The organism is Caldicoprobacter sp., assembly GCF_047459465.1.
Taxonomy (GTDB): Bacteria; Bacillota; Clostridia; order Caldicoprobacterales; family Caldicoprobacteraceae; genus Caldicoprobacter.
The window spans coordinates 39,140-53,709 of record NZ_VSCO01000001.1 but is presented as its reverse complement, the minus strand read 5'-3'; the positions used below and the strand labels follow the sequence as shown (position 1 = coordinate 53,709).

16 protein-coding genes are annotated in these 14,570 nt (G+C 47.2%); all 16 read left to right on the top strand.

Features of this window, described 5'->3' with window-relative positions; translation table 11 throughout:
• Window positions 1-161: 161 nt before the first annotated feature.
• The 16 genes from FWJ59_RS00265 to FWJ59_RS00190 all read left to right on the top strand — a co-directional run bounded on the left by FWJ59_RS00265 (window position 162) and on the right by FWJ59_RS00190 (window position 14,563).
• Window positions 162-959 carry an OmpA family protein gene (locus tag FWJ59_RS00265; protein ID WP_414479974.1) on the top strand — a complete coding sequence of 266 codons (798 nt, stop codon included), beginning with the start codon at window positions 162-164 and terminating at the stop codon, window positions 957-959.
• Window positions 960-982: 23 nt separating this feature from the next.
• Entirely contained in the window at window positions 983-1,420 is a 438-nt protein-coding gene (gene fliL, locus FWJ59_RS00260; protein ID WP_414479973.1) for a flagellar basal body-associated protein FliL, read from the top strand.
• A gap of 23 nt (window positions 1,421-1,443) precedes the next feature.
• Window positions 1,444-2,436: a flagellar motor switch protein FliM gene (fliM, locus tag FWJ59_RS00255; protein ID WP_414479972.1), complete on the top strand. Its 993-nt coding sequence runs from the start codon at window positions 1,444-1,446 to the stop codon at window positions 2,434-2,436.
• A gap of 9 nt (window positions 2,437-2,445) precedes the next feature.
• Complete coding sequence (fliY, locus tag FWJ59_RS00250; RefSeq protein WP_414479976.1) at window positions 2,446-3,564, top strand: flagellar motor switch phosphatase FliY; 1,119 nt, start codon at window positions 2,446-2,448, stop codon at window positions 3,562-3,564.
• Window positions 3,565-3,612: 48 nt separating this feature from the next.
• On the top strand, window positions 3,613-3,975 hold the full coding sequence (locus FWJ59_RS00245) for a response regulator (RefSeq protein ID WP_414479971.1): 363 nt from the start codon (window positions 3,613-3,615) through the stop codon (window positions 3,973-3,975).
• A complete protein-coding gene (locus FWJ59_RS00240) occupies window positions 3,972-4,334 on the top strand; it encodes a FliO/MopB family protein (RefSeq protein WP_414479970.1) in 363 nt (120 codons plus the stop codon). The genes FWJ59_RS00245 and FWJ59_RS00240 overlap by 4 nt, the downstream gene beginning before the upstream one ends.
• Complete coding sequence (gene fliP / locus FWJ59_RS00235) at window positions 4,321-5,091, top strand: flagellar type III secretion system pore protein FliP (RefSeq protein WP_414479969.1); 771 nt, start codon at window positions 4,321-4,323, stop codon at window positions 5,089-5,091. The genes FWJ59_RS00240 and fliP overlap by 14 nt, the downstream gene beginning before the upstream one ends.
• Window positions 5,088-5,378, top strand: coding sequence for a flagellar biosynthesis protein FliQ (gene fliQ, locus FWJ59_RS00230; RefSeq protein WP_414479968.1), 291 nt, complete (start codon window positions 5,088-5,090; stop codon window positions 5,376-5,378). The genes fliP and fliQ overlap by 4 nt, the downstream gene beginning before the upstream one ends.
• Window positions 5,379-5,385: 7 nt before the next feature.
• A complete protein-coding gene (fliR, locus tag FWJ59_RS00225) occupies window positions 5,386-6,177 on the top strand; it encodes a flagellar biosynthetic protein FliR (protein ID WP_414479967.1) in 792 nt (263 codons plus the stop codon).
• Entirely contained in the window at window positions 6,174-7,259 is a 1,086-nt protein-coding gene (flhB, locus tag FWJ59_RS00220) for a flagellar biosynthesis protein FlhB (RefSeq protein ID WP_414479966.1), read from the top strand. Before fliR ends, flhB begins: the two co-directional genes overlap by 4 nt.
• 17 nt (window positions 7,260-7,276) lie before the next feature.
• Window positions 7,277-9,310 carry a flagellar biosynthesis protein FlhA gene (gene flhA / locus FWJ59_RS00215; RefSeq protein WP_414479965.1) on the top strand — a complete coding sequence of 678 codons (2,034 nt, stop codon included), beginning with the start codon at window positions 7,277-7,279 and terminating at the stop codon, window positions 9,308-9,310.
• A 4-nt stretch (window positions 9,311-9,314) separates the two neighbouring features.
• Window positions 9,315-10,454 (top strand): flagellar biosynthesis protein FlhF, encoded by a 1,140-nt coding sequence (flhF, locus tag FWJ59_RS00210; RefSeq protein WP_414479964.1) that lies wholly within the window; start codon window positions 9,315-9,317, stop codon window positions 10,452-10,454.
• Window positions 10,454-11,347 (top strand): MinD/ParA family protein, encoded by an 894-nt coding sequence (locus FWJ59_RS00205; RefSeq protein WP_414479963.1) that lies wholly within the window; start codon window positions 10,454-10,456, stop codon window positions 11,345-11,347. The genes flhF and FWJ59_RS00205 overlap by 1 nt, the downstream gene beginning before the upstream one ends.
• 18 nt (window positions 11,348-11,365) lie before the next feature.
• Window positions 11,366-12,037, top strand: coding sequence for a flagellar brake protein (locus tag FWJ59_RS00200; RefSeq protein ID WP_414479962.1), 672 nt, complete (start codon window positions 11,366-11,368; stop codon window positions 12,035-12,037).
• Window positions 12,038-12,118: 81 nt separating this feature from the next.
• Window positions 12,119-14,104, top strand: coding sequence for a chemotaxis protein CheA (locus FWJ59_RS00195; RefSeq protein ID WP_414479961.1), 1,986 nt, complete (start codon window positions 12,119-12,121; stop codon window positions 14,102-14,104).
• Between the two features lie 9 nt (window positions 14,105-14,113).
• Window positions 14,114-14,563: a chemotaxis protein CheW gene (locus FWJ59_RS00190; RefSeq protein ID WP_414479960.1), complete on the top strand. Its 450-nt coding sequence runs from the start codon at window positions 14,114-14,116 to the stop codon at window positions 14,561-14,563.
• Window positions 14,564-14,570: the final 7 nt, after the last annotated feature.

Below are 14,570 nucleotides of genomic sequence, written 5' to 3'. Positions count from 1 at the left end.
AAGCGCACAGGAGATGCTATACAAGGAGATTATGCTGGAAGGTATACTTTCCATACAAGCGGGGGAAAACCCCAGAATCATAGAAGAAAAGCTTAAAGCGTTTTTGTCACCGCAAGAGAGAAAGGCTTTAGACAACAATTCAAACGCAGGTGAGATATAAAATGGCAAGGAAACGAAGAGCCAAAAAGTCATCTGGTGGGGTGGCTGAATGGTTTACCACCTATTCGGATATGGTGACTTTACTCTTGACGTTTTTCGTAATGCTGTACTCCTTTTCCATTATAGACATGCAAAAATGGGAAGCAGTGGTGGAGTCGTTGAGGGGAAGCATTGGGATCCTGGAAGGTGGGGCCAGCATCAGCGATATACCGGGGGTGAATCAAAGTGGGATTTCACCCGTTGATCTGGAAAAGCTTGTGGGAAACAAGATGCAGGAGGGGCATGGAAAGCAAAAGAATATTGGGCAGGTGGATCCATTTCTAAAGCTTTATGAGCAAATGAGCCAGTACATAGCTCAAAATAAAATTCCGGCACAGCTTGAGCTCTCGCCTACACAGACTGAAATCCTTATCCGCTTTAAGGATTACGTGCTATTTGATGTGGGTAAGGCCGAACTCAAGCCCGAAGCCAAGGAAATACTTGACCGAATAGCCAATATATTGCTCAATTACATTGACCAAATTGACAGAGTGCGCGTCGAGGGGCACACCGACACGCAGCCAATAAACACCATATTTTATCCTACAAACTGGGAGCTTTCGGCTGACAGGGCCATAAAGGTTGTAAGGTATTTTCAGGAAAAGCATGGTTTTCCGGGAAATAAGCTGTCCGGTGAAGGTTATGGAGAGTATTATCCCATAGCCTCAAATGAAACGGAAGAGGGAAGGGCTAAGAACAGGCGGGTTGATGTACAGATAGTGAAAGCTATCAATGTAGATAATGTACAAACTATAGAGTAAAGGGGTTAAGTAGGGATATGGATATGAAGAAGTTGTTGGCAATAGTAATACCGCTTTTTGGGGTTTTATTTGTTGGGATGGGGTTTATATTGTATCTGATACTGAATCCATCAAATGCAGTTAATGGTCTTCCGCAAGATTATGAGGATAACTTAAATAAGAAAATCTTTGTGTTTCACGATGACCAGCCTTTTATCACCAATTTAAAGGGCGGTGACCATTATATAAAAGTAGATATATCCATAGAAGTTGGAAACCAGAATGACGTGGATGTTTTAAACAAGAATTCGCATAAGGTAAGGGATAGGATCATTTCGATACTGCGGGATGTTTCGGAAGATGACATAAAACGCAGCGATATTCAGGAAATTTTGAGAAATCGAATAAAACAGGAGTTAGAGGAAACCTTAAAGATTCATTCTATCATCGGCATATATTTTAACGAATTTGTGATGCAATAAAGGGGTAAGGGAGGTACTATTTTGTGGCTGAAGTACTGTCGCAGCGAGAAATTGACGCTCTCCTGGAAGCTTTTATGGCTGGGGAGGTAAACATAAACGAGATAAAGGAAGAGGCGCGCGAAAAAAAGGTTAGCGTATACGATTTTAAAAGGCCCAAAAAATTTGCCAAAGATCAGCTTCGTACCCTCCAGATCATACACGAAAACTTGGCGAGGCTGATGGGGTCGTATTTTTCGGGAATCCTGCGCACCTATTGCCAGATAGAACTGGTATCGGTGGAACCGCAGACATACGGCGAGTTCATCAATTCACTCCCTGCTCCTGTCGTTTTGGGGATCATCGGCTTCAGGCCATTGAAGGGTTCCATAATACTGGAGTTTTCGCCCAATGTGGTGTATGCCATCATCGACCGCATGTTGGGCGGTCTGGGCTTGGCCCCTGAGAAAGTCAGGGATTTTACCGAGATCGAGATTGTGCTGATCGAAAGGATAATAAGACAGCTTTTGCCCATTATGAACAGCTCATGGGCTAACGTAGTCAATGCTGAGTTTACGCTTGAGCACATAGAGACAAATGCCCAGTTTGCTCAGCTAATTTCGCCAAACGAACCCATTGCCATAGTAACCCTTGATGCTCACATCGGAGAGGTCGAGGGGATGATGAACATATGCATTCCTTACCTAGTCATTGAACCTATTATATCGCGGTTGAGCTCCAAGCACTGGTTCTCCACAAAGCTTGCTGAAGAAGACGAGCGCAAGTACTACCAGTTGTTAGCGGCTCAGATAGAGGCCACTCCTGTTGAAGTGAGGGCGGTGTTGGGGCAGGCCAGCATTACCATCAGAGAGCTAATAGAGCTTCAGAAAGGTGATGTCATCAAACTGGATAAGAAAGTCGATGAGGATATCGCCATCTACGTTGGCGATGTCAAAAAGTTTTGCGGAATTGTGGGCTTGAAAAAGCATAACTTAGCTGTTCAAATTACCAGTATATGCGAAGAAGGGGGAAAGATTTAAAACATGGACATGAACGAAATGTTATCCCAGGAAGAAATAGACGCTCTGCTAAGAGGTCAGGATATTGCCATGCAACCGTCGCAGCAGCTTGCCCCGGAAGAGATTGATGCCATAGGAGAAATAGGCAACATCAGCATGGGTGCTGCGGCAACTACCCTTTCAACCCTGGTGGGCAAGAAGGTGACCATCACCACCCCTGAAGTGACTATAACCACTATTAAGGAGCTGGCAAGGCAGTATCCCATTCCCTTTGTAGCTGCAGAGGTGAAGTATACCCAAGGATTGGAAGGGACAAACATACTGATAATACAGGATAGGGATGTCAAGATCATCACTGACCTGATGATGGGTGGAGGCGGTACCAATATTGAGGGGGAGATTACCGACCTGCACTTAAGCGCCATAGGCGAAGTGATGAATCAGATGATGGGTTCTGCATGTACTTCATTGTCCACCATGTTCAACAAGAGCATTTTGATATCGCCGCCCAATACTTTTATCATGGATTTCAGCGGGGATTTCTCCAATACCCTTTTTAAATCCGATGAGCCCATAGTCCGGATCAACTTTAAGATGGTGGTCGAGGGGCTTATAGATAGCTATATCATGCAGTTATTGCCTATTGATTTTGCAAAGGACTTGCTGAGCAATTTGCTGGGGCAATACCAGCAGGCAGCTACACAGCAAGTGAGCGATGTCTCCAGCTCTCAAGAACCGTCACAGACCGCGCAAGGTTCGAGAAACCAACAGGAGTATAAGGTAAGCCAACATGAGAATAAGGTTTTTGCCGAGGAGTCAAAAGCCCAGCCCATTAATGTGCAGCCTGTTTCATTTCAGCCCTTGGAGGAAAAGGCTGCAAGCGCCAGCAGGAACAATCTCGATTTGATACTGGATGTGCCGCTGCAGGTCTCGGTGGAGCTGGGGAGGACCCATAAGCTGATAAAAGAAATCCTTGAGCTCAACGTCGGTTCTGTAATAGAGCTGGACAAGATGGCCGGTGAGCCCATAGACGTGCTGGTGAACGGGAAGGTAATAGCCAAAGGAGAAGTGGTGGTAATTGACGACAGTTTTGGCGTTAGGATTACTGATATAATAAGCCCTGACAAAAGGATATCGAGCCTTAAATGAGCTTTGTCTTTAATACGATAATATTCATGAACAAAAGGGAGGATGATTATGGGGAAAAGGATTTTGGTGGTGGATGATGCCGCATTTATGCGCATGATGCTCAAGGATATACTGACCAAGAATGGATATGAAATAGCCGGCGAGGCTGAAAACGGGTTGAAGGCTGTTGAAAAGTATAAGGAGCTTCAGCCAGACCTGGTTATTATGGATATTACCATGCCCGAGATGGATGGCATACAAGCGGTTCGTGAGATTAAGAAGATAAACCCGGATGCCAAGATAATGATGTGTTCTGCTATGGGACAGCAAGCCATGGTGATCGAGTCGATACAGGCGGGAGCACGAGATTTCGTTGTTAAACCCTTCCAGGCCGAGAGGGTTATTGAATCAGTAAAAAAGATTATTGGATGAATGGAAAGATGGAAGAGATACTCCGTGCTATAGGCATTTTAATAGCATTTATAGTCGTTTTGGCCCTGGCCTATCTAACGGCGCGGTTTGTGGGCACCAAGTTTGGCGGCTATACCAGTGGAAAATACATAAAGGTAATCGATCGAATCTTTTTGGGAAGGGATAAGTGGGTGTGCCTAATACAGGTGGGCAATCAATACTACATAGTGGGAATTACAGGCCAGAATATGGAGTTTTTAGGGCAGATTACCCAGCAAGACCTGATACCCCTTCATTCCGAAGAGGAAAACGGGACCTTTGCCAAGCTATTGGGGAATTATGTGAAAAAGCTAAAAGGTGAGGCGAATGGGGATGCTTAAGAAGCTGCTTTTTGTGGTTATGTTGTTTGTTGTACTGATATCCTTATCTCTTATATGGGCTTACAGAGCTTATGCACAGCCCTCTATCCCCATTCCCCGTTTAGAGGTGGAGGCCGCCCAATCGCCCCAGGATGTGGTGGATAGCCTGGAAATACTGGGGATCCTGACGGTACTAGCGCTGGCGCCTTCCATCCTCATAATGATGACCGCCTTTACCCGTATAATAATCGTACTGGCTTTTGTAAGAAATGCTTTGGGGACACAGCAGACGCCGCCCAACCAGGTTTTAATAGGGCTTGCACTTTTTCTCACTTTTTTTGTGATGGCACCTATTATGTCTCAGATAAATGAAAGTGCCATTCAACCCTATCTTAAGGGGGACATAAACCAACATGTTGCTGCCCAGCAGGCCATAAAGCCCATACGGGAATTCATGTTAAAACAGACCAGGGAGAAGGATCTGACATTGTTTTTGGAGCTTTCAGGCCAGGAGCAACCCGATACCTATGACGATATATCTATGCGCGTGGTGATACCGGCCTTTATAACCAGCGAGCTTAAGACCGCCTTTCAGATCGGCTTTTTGATATATGTACCCTTCATCATCGTGGATATGGTGGTGGCCAGTACCCTCATGTCGATGGGAATGATGATGTTGCCTCCTGTTATGATCTCCCTGCCCCTTAAGATACTGCTGTTTATAATGGTGGACGGATGGAACCTGGTGATTAAAAATTTGGTGGCAGGATTCAGATGAAGGGAAGTGATGCAATGAGCCAGAGGGAGATAATAACGTTGGCGCAACAGGCCATATACACGGGGATTTTGCTGGCGGCTCCCATGCTGGGGCTGAGCCTGGTGGTAGGCCTCATCGTGGCCATATTCCAGGCCATTACGCAGATAAACGAGCATACCCTCGTTTTCATCTCCAAAATTTTGGCAGTAGCTGTTGCGCTTATCATATTCGGATCATGGATTTTAGAGACCATGGTAAATTTCACGCTCAGGCTGTATAATAGCATAAATACCATACTGGGATTGTGAACAGAAGATGCTGGATGCTCTTGGAAGGATTTTATTAAACATCGATGCTGTGCTTTTGGCGCTGGCCAGGATATCTGGCATGTTCTTCATGTCGCCGGTATTCGGTAGAAGGAACGTTCCTGCCATCTTCACCATAGGGCTTATACTGGCGCTGACCTTTATTGCAGCGGTTTATTACCCCGTTTATGATGAGGCAATGGATATAAGCTCTTACATAGAGCTGGCATTTTATATCATAAAGGAAATCTTTATTGGCCTTATCATGGGCTATGTGGTGCTGTTTACTTTTTCGGCTTTCTTGCTGGCAGGGCAGTTAATAGACAACCAGATAGGCTTTGGCGTTGTGCATATACTGGACCCCCAGACCAACATACAGATCCCCTTAGTGGGCAATTTTAACAATGTGCTTGCCATGGTGTTGTTTTTCGCTATGGATGGACATCATGCCCTCATCAGGCTGCTGATGTATAGCTTTGAGGCATTGCCCTTGGGAAAAGCGGCATTATCTGGGGATATAGTGCGCCCGCTGTTTAACATGTTTGTGGAGTTCTTCGTGCTGGGATTGAAGATGGCGGTGCCAGCCATAGCTTCGGCCTTGTTGGCCGAGGTGGTATTTGGCATATTGGTGAGGGCAATACCGCAGATGAACGTCTTCGTTATCGGGCTGCCCTTTAAAATACTGATAGGGCTGGTGGTGCTGTTTTTGGCGGTCCCAGTATTGATAAGCATGATGGACGGTGCCTTTAGTTCTATGTTCAAAGGAATAAGGAGCGTAATACAAGGGTTGAATCTGCAATGATGCGCATGAACCTTCAGCTTTTTGCCGAGGAAAGGACCGAGAAGGCCACTCCCAAAAAGAGGAGGGAGGCAAGGGAAAGAGGTCAGGTCTTCAAAAGTGTAGAATTGAGTTCTGCCGCAACCCTTGTGATAGGGCTGTTGGCTTTAAAGCTTACCTCCTCTTTTGTGATGGATAAGCTGTATCGGGCATATAATAGATATCTTCAAGCTGATGGCCTCATTGAGCAGCTTAATACACAGGTCGGAATTTTGGCAATGGTCAAGGAGATAGTGTATACGGTAGCACTGGCGGTGCTGCCGATATGTGGGCTGATTATGGTGGCCGGGCTGGCCATCAACTTCTGCCAGGTTGGTTTTATATTTACCACGAGGCCACTCATGCCCAATTTGAGCCGTATAAACCCTCTGGAAGGCTTAAAGAGGATATTTTCAAAGAGAACCTTTGTTGAACTGTTAAAGTCTCTGCTGAAGCTGGCTATAGTGGGTTTCATATCCTACCAAGAGTTTATGGCAGATATAAAGTCACTTGCCCAACTGGCTCAATTGGGCCTTAGAAATAGCTTTATTGTAATGGCAAATATGGCCTATAACATCGGAATCAAGATGGCAGTGGTGTTCATCATACTTGCGGTGTTCGACTATTTCTATCAATGGTGGGAGTATGAAAAGAGCCTTAGGATGACCAAGCAGGAGTTGAAGGATGAATTCAAGGAAGTGGAAGGGCATCCCCTTATTCGCTCTCGCATCCGCGAGCGGCAAAGGCAGATTAGCTTGCGCAGGATGATGCAGGAAATACCCAAGGCGGATGTGGTCATAACCAACCCCGTACATTTCGCGGTGGCTTTGCGCTATGATCCAAAAGAACATGATGCACCAGTGGTGGTGGCCAAGGGACAGGATTATGTCGCGCTCAAGATCAAGGAGATAGCCAAAAAGCATGGGGTGTATATAGTGGAAAACAAGCCTCTGGCTCAGATGCTATATAAATCCACCGAGGTAGGACAAACCATACCCCCTGAGCTGTTCCGTGCGGTGGCAGAAGTTCTTGCCTTTGTTTACAGCGTGAAGGGGAAACGTATTTGAGGGGGAGGTTTTGGAGGTTGAAGTTTGCAGACGTCTTCATCGCATTTATAATGGTAGCCGTCGTTCTTCTTATCATCCTACCGCTGAATGAAGTCATGATGGACATACTCCTCACCATCAATCTTTCTTTGTCGTTGGTCATACTGTTTGTCACCCTTTACGTAAAGGAGCCGCTGGATTTTGCGGTATTTCCTTCGGTGCTCCTCATCGCCACCCTTTTTCGCTTGGCCCTCAACATATCGTCTACCAAGCTTATTCTGGGCAAAGGTTCGGCCGGAAGGGTGATCGAAACCTTTGGCAATTTTGTCGTACAGGGCAACCTGGTGGTGGGGGCCATTGTGTTTCTAATCATAATAATCGTGCAGTTCATCGTCATTACTAAAGGGGCCGAGAGGGTAGCGGAAGTCGCAGCGCGCTTTACCCTGGATGCCATGCCCGGAAAGCAGATGGCGATAGACGCCGATCTGAACGCTGGGCTTATTGACGAGAACGAGGCTAAAAGGCGCAGGCAAAGGATACAGCAGGAGGCCGACTTTTACGGCGCCATGGACGGTGCCAGCAAATTCGTAAAAGGCGATGCCATAGTGGGGATTTTGATCACCATCATAAACATAGTGGGCGGCATTATAATTGGTCTGACCAAGATGGGGATGTCTATTGAAGAGGTGCTTGAGCGGTATACCATATTGACCATAGGCGATGGGCTGGTGAGCCAAATTCCCGCTTTGCTTATTTCCACCGCTACCGGCATTATCGTCACCAGAGCAGCTTCCGAATCCAATTTGGGACGGGACCTGGTTAAGCAGGTAACTGATCAGCCTCTGGTGCTTATACTGGCATCGGTTCTTCTGTTTGTTATGGGTTTTTTCCCGGGCTTTCCGCGCTGGATACTGTTTATAATGGGGGCTGGCATGGCCTATATGGGTTATATCATGATGCGGGCCTCCAGGGAGGCGTTGACGACTGCTGGGCAGGAGGCTACTTCCGAGAATGTACTGGAGGAGATGCGAAAGCCCGAAAACGTAATGCAGCTCTTGGAAATTGACCCCCTGGAAGTCGAATTTGGCTATGGCCTTATACCCTTGGCTGACGTCAACCAGGGCGGAGATCTGTTGGACAGGATAGTCATGATACGAAGGCAAATGGCATTGGACCTAGGTCTCATTGTGCCGGTAATAAGGCTGAGGGACAACATACAGCTAGATCCCAACGAATACGTCATAAAGGTGAAGGGAGTTGAGGTGGCCAGGGGGCAGGTTTTGCCCGACCATCTACTGGCCATGGATCCGGGGACCGTTGAGCAGCCTGTAGAAGGTATCGATACGGTGGAACCCGCCTTTGGCTTGCCCGCCAAATGGATTAAAGAGCATCAGAGGGAAAAGGCCGAGATGCTGGGCTATACTGTGGTGGATGCGCCTTCGGTTATATCCACCCACCTTACCGAGGTCATCAGGAAGCACGGCTATGAGCTTATCAATCGGCAGGACGTACAGACCATGCTGGATAACTTGAAGGAAAAGTATCCAGCATTGGTGGAGGAAGTGGTGCCAAAAACTTTGAGCCTTGGCGAGGTCCAAAAAGTTCTGTCCAACCTGATAAAGGAAAACGTGCCCATACGAGACATGGTTACCATACTGGAAACGCTGGCTGACTACGGCAATATAACCAAAGATCCCGACATGCTGACCGAATATGTGCGTCAGGCCCTATCCCGCACCATTACGTTGAGATTTGTGCCCGACAAAAAGGCAAAAGTTTTAACGCTTGCCCCTGAGCTTGAAAAGACCATAATGGATAGCGTTCAGCAAACCGAGCACGGTTCTTATTTGGCTTTAGAGCCCAATAAAGTGCAATCCATATTTAAAAGCCTCACCAGGGAGCTGGAAAAGTTCACTTCTCTGGGCTTGCAGCCCATAGTGCTGACAGCGCCGGTGGTGAGGATGTATTTCAAGAAGCTGACCGAGCAGGTAGCGCCCGACTTGGTGGTTTTGTCATATAATGAGCTGGATAGCTCGGTGGAGATACGGTCAGTGGGGGTGGTGAAAGCTTAAAGCTATGAAGGTGAAGAGGTATATCGGCCATACCGTTCAGGAGACTATGCAAAAGGTAAAGGCTGAAATGGGTAAAGATGCCCTCATACTCAGCACCCGCAAGGTACGACAAAAGGGGATAATGGGTTGGTTTAAAAGGCCGCTCATTGAAGTGGTGGCAGCTGCCGATGAATCCAGGGAGGAAAATTTCATCCCCCGCCGGGTAATGTCAGCCAACGCTACAAGCTATGCTCTGTTAGGTAGGCAGGATGATACCAGTCGGGTTTTGGAGAAACTAGAAGCTCAGATCGCCAATATGGGTGAAATGTTAGACAAATTGACGAGTAGCTTAAAAGCAACGGAAGGCCGTGCAGACCTAAACATAAAACACGAATACATTCCATATTATGAGATGCTTGTTAAAAATGAGGTAAACGAGGACATCGCAAAGGACATCATACAAAAAGCTGGTCTGCTTCACGAGAGGAGCTCTGCTGATTTCAAGCGGTGTTTGGAACAGGTGCTGATGGAGCGCATTGGGCCTTCTCGGCCTTTGGAGGTATCGCCTGGCAGGCGTAAAGTGGTGATATTCGTTGGTCCTACCGGAGTTGGCAAGACCACCTCTCTGGCAAAGCTGGCAGCCATATTTTCCATACAAAAGCAGATGAGAGTTGGGCTCATAACCGCCGATACATATAGGATTGCAGCGGTGGACCAACTCAAGATATATGCAGAGATCATGGAGCTTCCCTTGAGCATCGTGTATTCGCCCCGGGAGGTGGTAGATGCTCTCCAAGAACACAATGATAAAGATGTGGTGTTTATAGATACGGCTGGCAAGAGCATCAGGGACAGGGCGCAGGAAAAGGAAATATTGGAGCTAATCTCTTTGAGCAAGGCCGATGAAGTCTATCTGGTTCTGAGCTGCAACACAAGCTATTCCGGGTGTTTAAATATAATAAGGAGCTACAGCTTTTTGCCCGATTACAAGCTGCTGTTCACTAAAGTGGATGAAGCTTCCAGCTATGGGATCATATTAAACTGCCGCCATATCAGCGGTAGGCCGCTGTCGTACATAGCTACCGGCCAGAGCGTGCCCGATGATATAGAGGTGGCTGACCCTAATAAGCTGTTATCCTGTATTATGAAGAGGGTGGAAGTTTGATGGACCAGGCCGAAAAGTTAAGGCAGATTGTAAATGAGTTAAGGGAAAGGCAGCGTGCCTCGCTTCAAAAGGGGCGTATCATAACTGTAACCAGCGGAAAGGGCGGTGTGGGCAAGACCAATTTCACCCTCAACTGTGCCATCGCTTTAAACAGCATGGGACACAGGACGCTCATTATAGATGCAGATTTCGGGCTGTCCAACATAGACGTAATGCTTGGGATGATCCCCAGGTACAATTTGTTCCATGTAATTACCAACAAAAAGAGCATTGAAGAGGTTATAGTCGAAGGCCCATGTGGTATCAGATTCATTGCAGGAGGATCAGGTATATGGGAGCTCCTAAACCTTTCCACCCAGGATATGGAAGTCCTGATGAAGCAGCTTGAGCGATTGGACGATCTAGCAGATATAATAATGATAGATACTGGAGCTGGTGTCTCCGACAAGGTTATTCGGATGATTCTGGCTGCCAACGAAGCCATTGTTATCACCACGCCCGAACCTACGTCGGTAACCGATGCATATGCTCTGGTGAAATCGGTGGTATCCATAAAGAAGGATATGAGCTTAAGGGTGGTGGTCAATAGGGCCGAGAGCGCCCAGGAGGCAACGGACGTTATGGACAAGTTTATAAGGGTGGCTGAAAGGTTTCTTGATGTCAAACTGGAACCTCTGGGGTATATCCTGTATGACGATGCGGTGGTGAAGGCTACCAAACGGCAAAGGCCTTTTGTGCTGGAATACCCAAGAAGCCATGCATCAAGGCAGGTGTATGCCATGGCCCACGCTATAGTGGCAGGAGAGCGGGCCGACGTCGGTGAGGCACAAGGATTTAGAGGATATGTAAACCAGTTTCTTAAGCTGTTGGACTTTAAGCGAAAAGCGCTTTAGGGGGTTGATGGGAACACCATGCTTATAAAAGACGCCATAAATGTTGGAGAGAAAATCGAGGTGGTGGTACGGGGACGTTTAAATGCGGATCCCAAAACCTGTTTCAGCATGGTGCAGGATGTCCCTCAAGATGATGAATTGCTCATTACCATGCCCACGATAAAAGGGGAGCCTGTCGTGTTGGCCATTGGGCAAAGAGTAACGGTAAATTTCTTTCGCGAGCGGGGACAGTTCTACTTTGAGGCCGAGGTCATGGACCGACAGCAGACAGAGGCGATACAGCTTATACGCCTAAAGCGAGTTTCACCCATACACAGGATTCAGAGGCGTAACTTTTACAGGTTAAAGATAAATTTGCCTGTCCTTTTCAGGTTGGCTGATCAGAACAATCAGCCAGACAGGACGGATTATATCAAAGCTTATACTGTAGACGTAAGCGGCGGTGGGATGCGGCTTTTGACCGATGAGGAATTGAAGCCAGGCCAACAGCTGGAATGCCGCCTTTCAATCGGTGAAAAAGATTTCCTTGAATTAAAAGGGCTGGTTATAAGGGTTAGTCCCTGCGTGGAGGGTCATTACAGATTTGAAGCGGGGATTAAGTTTGTCGATATTTTAGAATCCGAGCGGGATAGGTTAATTCGGTTCATATTTCAGCAGCAGCGCAGGTTAAAGGCAAAAGGCCTCATATAGATTAAGCAGGCAGACTATAAAAGGGAGCCTTCGTGAGGAGCATAGCCTTGTACAAAGCAAAAGGATTGGGGGGTTAATTCAATGGATAACGAACAGTATATGAAACTATTCATCGAGGAGAGCAAAGAACATCTTCAAAACCTGAATAACAACCTTCTTGTGCTGGAACAGCAGCCGGACAATGCTGACGTGATAAACGAGATATTTCGATCGGCCCACACCTTAAAGGGCATGGCTGGTAGCATGGGCTTTAAAAACATGGCAAACCTGGCGCATGCCATGGAAAATGTGCTGGATAAAATTAGAAAAGGAAATATGGACGTGAGCGCCGACATTATGGATGCGCTATTTGAGGCTTTGGATATCCTTGATGGGTTACTCCAAGGCATTATAGACAAGGGCATGGAGGATTTCATGGATATAAACGATATAAGTGCTAAACTTCAGGGCCTTGTAGATGATTCAGGTAGCAAGGATGCGGACCATAGCCCACAAAAGCTGGAAAGAGAAGGCTTACCCCTGGCCGATCACCATTTACACGTGATGGAGGAAGCAGTGAAAAACGGATTTACGCCTTATTACATAGAAGTTAGGCTCAAGGAGACCTGCCTCATGAAGGCTGCCCGGGCGTACATAATCTTTAAAGCCATCGAAAACTTTGGCCATATAATTTATTCCAACCCTTCGGCTCAGGACATAGAAGAGGAAAAATTTGATCTATCTTTTTCAGTGGTGGCGGTATGCAAAGCCGAGCTCGACACTATAAAGAAGGAGCTGGACAGCATTTCGGAGATAGAAAGCATCGATATAAGGGAAATTCACCCGGATGATATACACGGCCACAGCCAAAGCAAGAAACCCCAAGCCCAGGAGACGGATAGGACGGCTGCGCCCCAAATTAAGGATAAGATATCCAGGGGAACCGGCAGGAGCATCAGGGTTGATATCGAAAGGCTGGATAGGCTCATGAACCTGGTCAGCGAGCTGATCATCATAAAGAACCGCCTACAAGATTTGCAGCGGTATGGCGACACGGCGGTAATGGCCGAATCGTTGGAGTATCTGGGCAGGGTGACAGGAGAGCTCCATGACGCTGTAATGAAAGTAAGGATGATCCCTATCCAGGTGGTGTTTGAACAATTTCCCAGAACGGTTCGGAATCTAGCCAGGAGTACGGGCAAGGAAGTCAAGCTCAACATATTCGGAGCCGAAACAGAGGTTGACCGGACCATCATCGATGAGATCGGGGAGCCGCTAATACACCTCATCAGAAATGCCATTGACCACGGTATAGAAACTCCTCAGGAGCGTATAGCCCTTGGTAAACCCTCTGCCGGGCTTGTGGAGCTTAAAGCCTATCATGATGGCGATAGCGTGGTGATAGAGGTCAGCGACGATGGAAGGGGCATAGATATCGACAAGGTTTTAAAGCGCGCGATAGAGCAAAAGCTGGTGTCACGCGAGGAAGCCGAAACCTTAAGCCAGCAGGAGATATTGCAGTTTATATTTGAAGCGGGTTTCAGCACTGCTGAAAAAGTAACCGACATTTCAGGGCGCGGTGTGGGGATGGATGTGGTTAAGACCAAAATCGAGTCCATTGGCGGTGTGGTTGATATAGACAGCCGTCCAAACCACGGAACGCGGTTTATAATCAGATTGCCTCTAACCCTTTCCATCATTCAGGCTTTGCTTGTATCCGTAGGGCAGGAGGTTTATGCCATACCTATAGGTTCCATAAAAGAGATAATAGAAATACCTGCAAAATCTATAAAGCTGGTACGCCAAAAAGAGTTCATCGATTATCGCGGACTTCTAATACCTTTTCTCCGACTGGCAAAGGTGCTGGAATGTCCCGGAGAGGTTAAGGCGGATGATGTGGTCACTGCTGTGATAGTAAAGAAGGGAGAAAGGTTGGCGGCACTGTCTGTGGATGAGCTGATAGGCCAGCAGGAGATAGTCATCAAGCCGCTGGGAAAAGCGCTTTCCAAGATCAAGATCGTGTCAGGAGCCACTATCCTGGGTGATGGGCGTGTGGTGCTCATCCTGGATGTAAACCACTTGATTTAAAGGGGGGTCATGAAATTGTCAGAGAGCGGTCAGCTTAAGCAGTACATAGCCTTTGAGATAGATGATGAAATATACGCTGTAGATGTGCTGTTTGTGGAGTCCATAGAGAGGATGACGCAGATAACCAGAGTGCCCCACAGTCCCCCCGAGGTACTAGGGATCATCAACTTGAGAGGGGATGTAATGCCGGTGATGAGCGCGAGGCGCATGCTGGGCTATGAAGAAAAGACGGCTGACGATGCAACGCGGATAGCAATACTGCGATACGACGAGTGCCGAATAGGGATGATAGTTGACCGGGTAACCGAGATATTGAATATACCTCAAGATGGAGTGCAGTGGGGCGGGGAAGCTTTAGATGGAAAGAGAAAGGTGGTCATCTCCGGGCTCATAAACTTTGGAGATAAGCCGGTTATGATAGTAGATATACCCCGTACTTTGGAATGGCTGTTAAACTGAAAAGGCT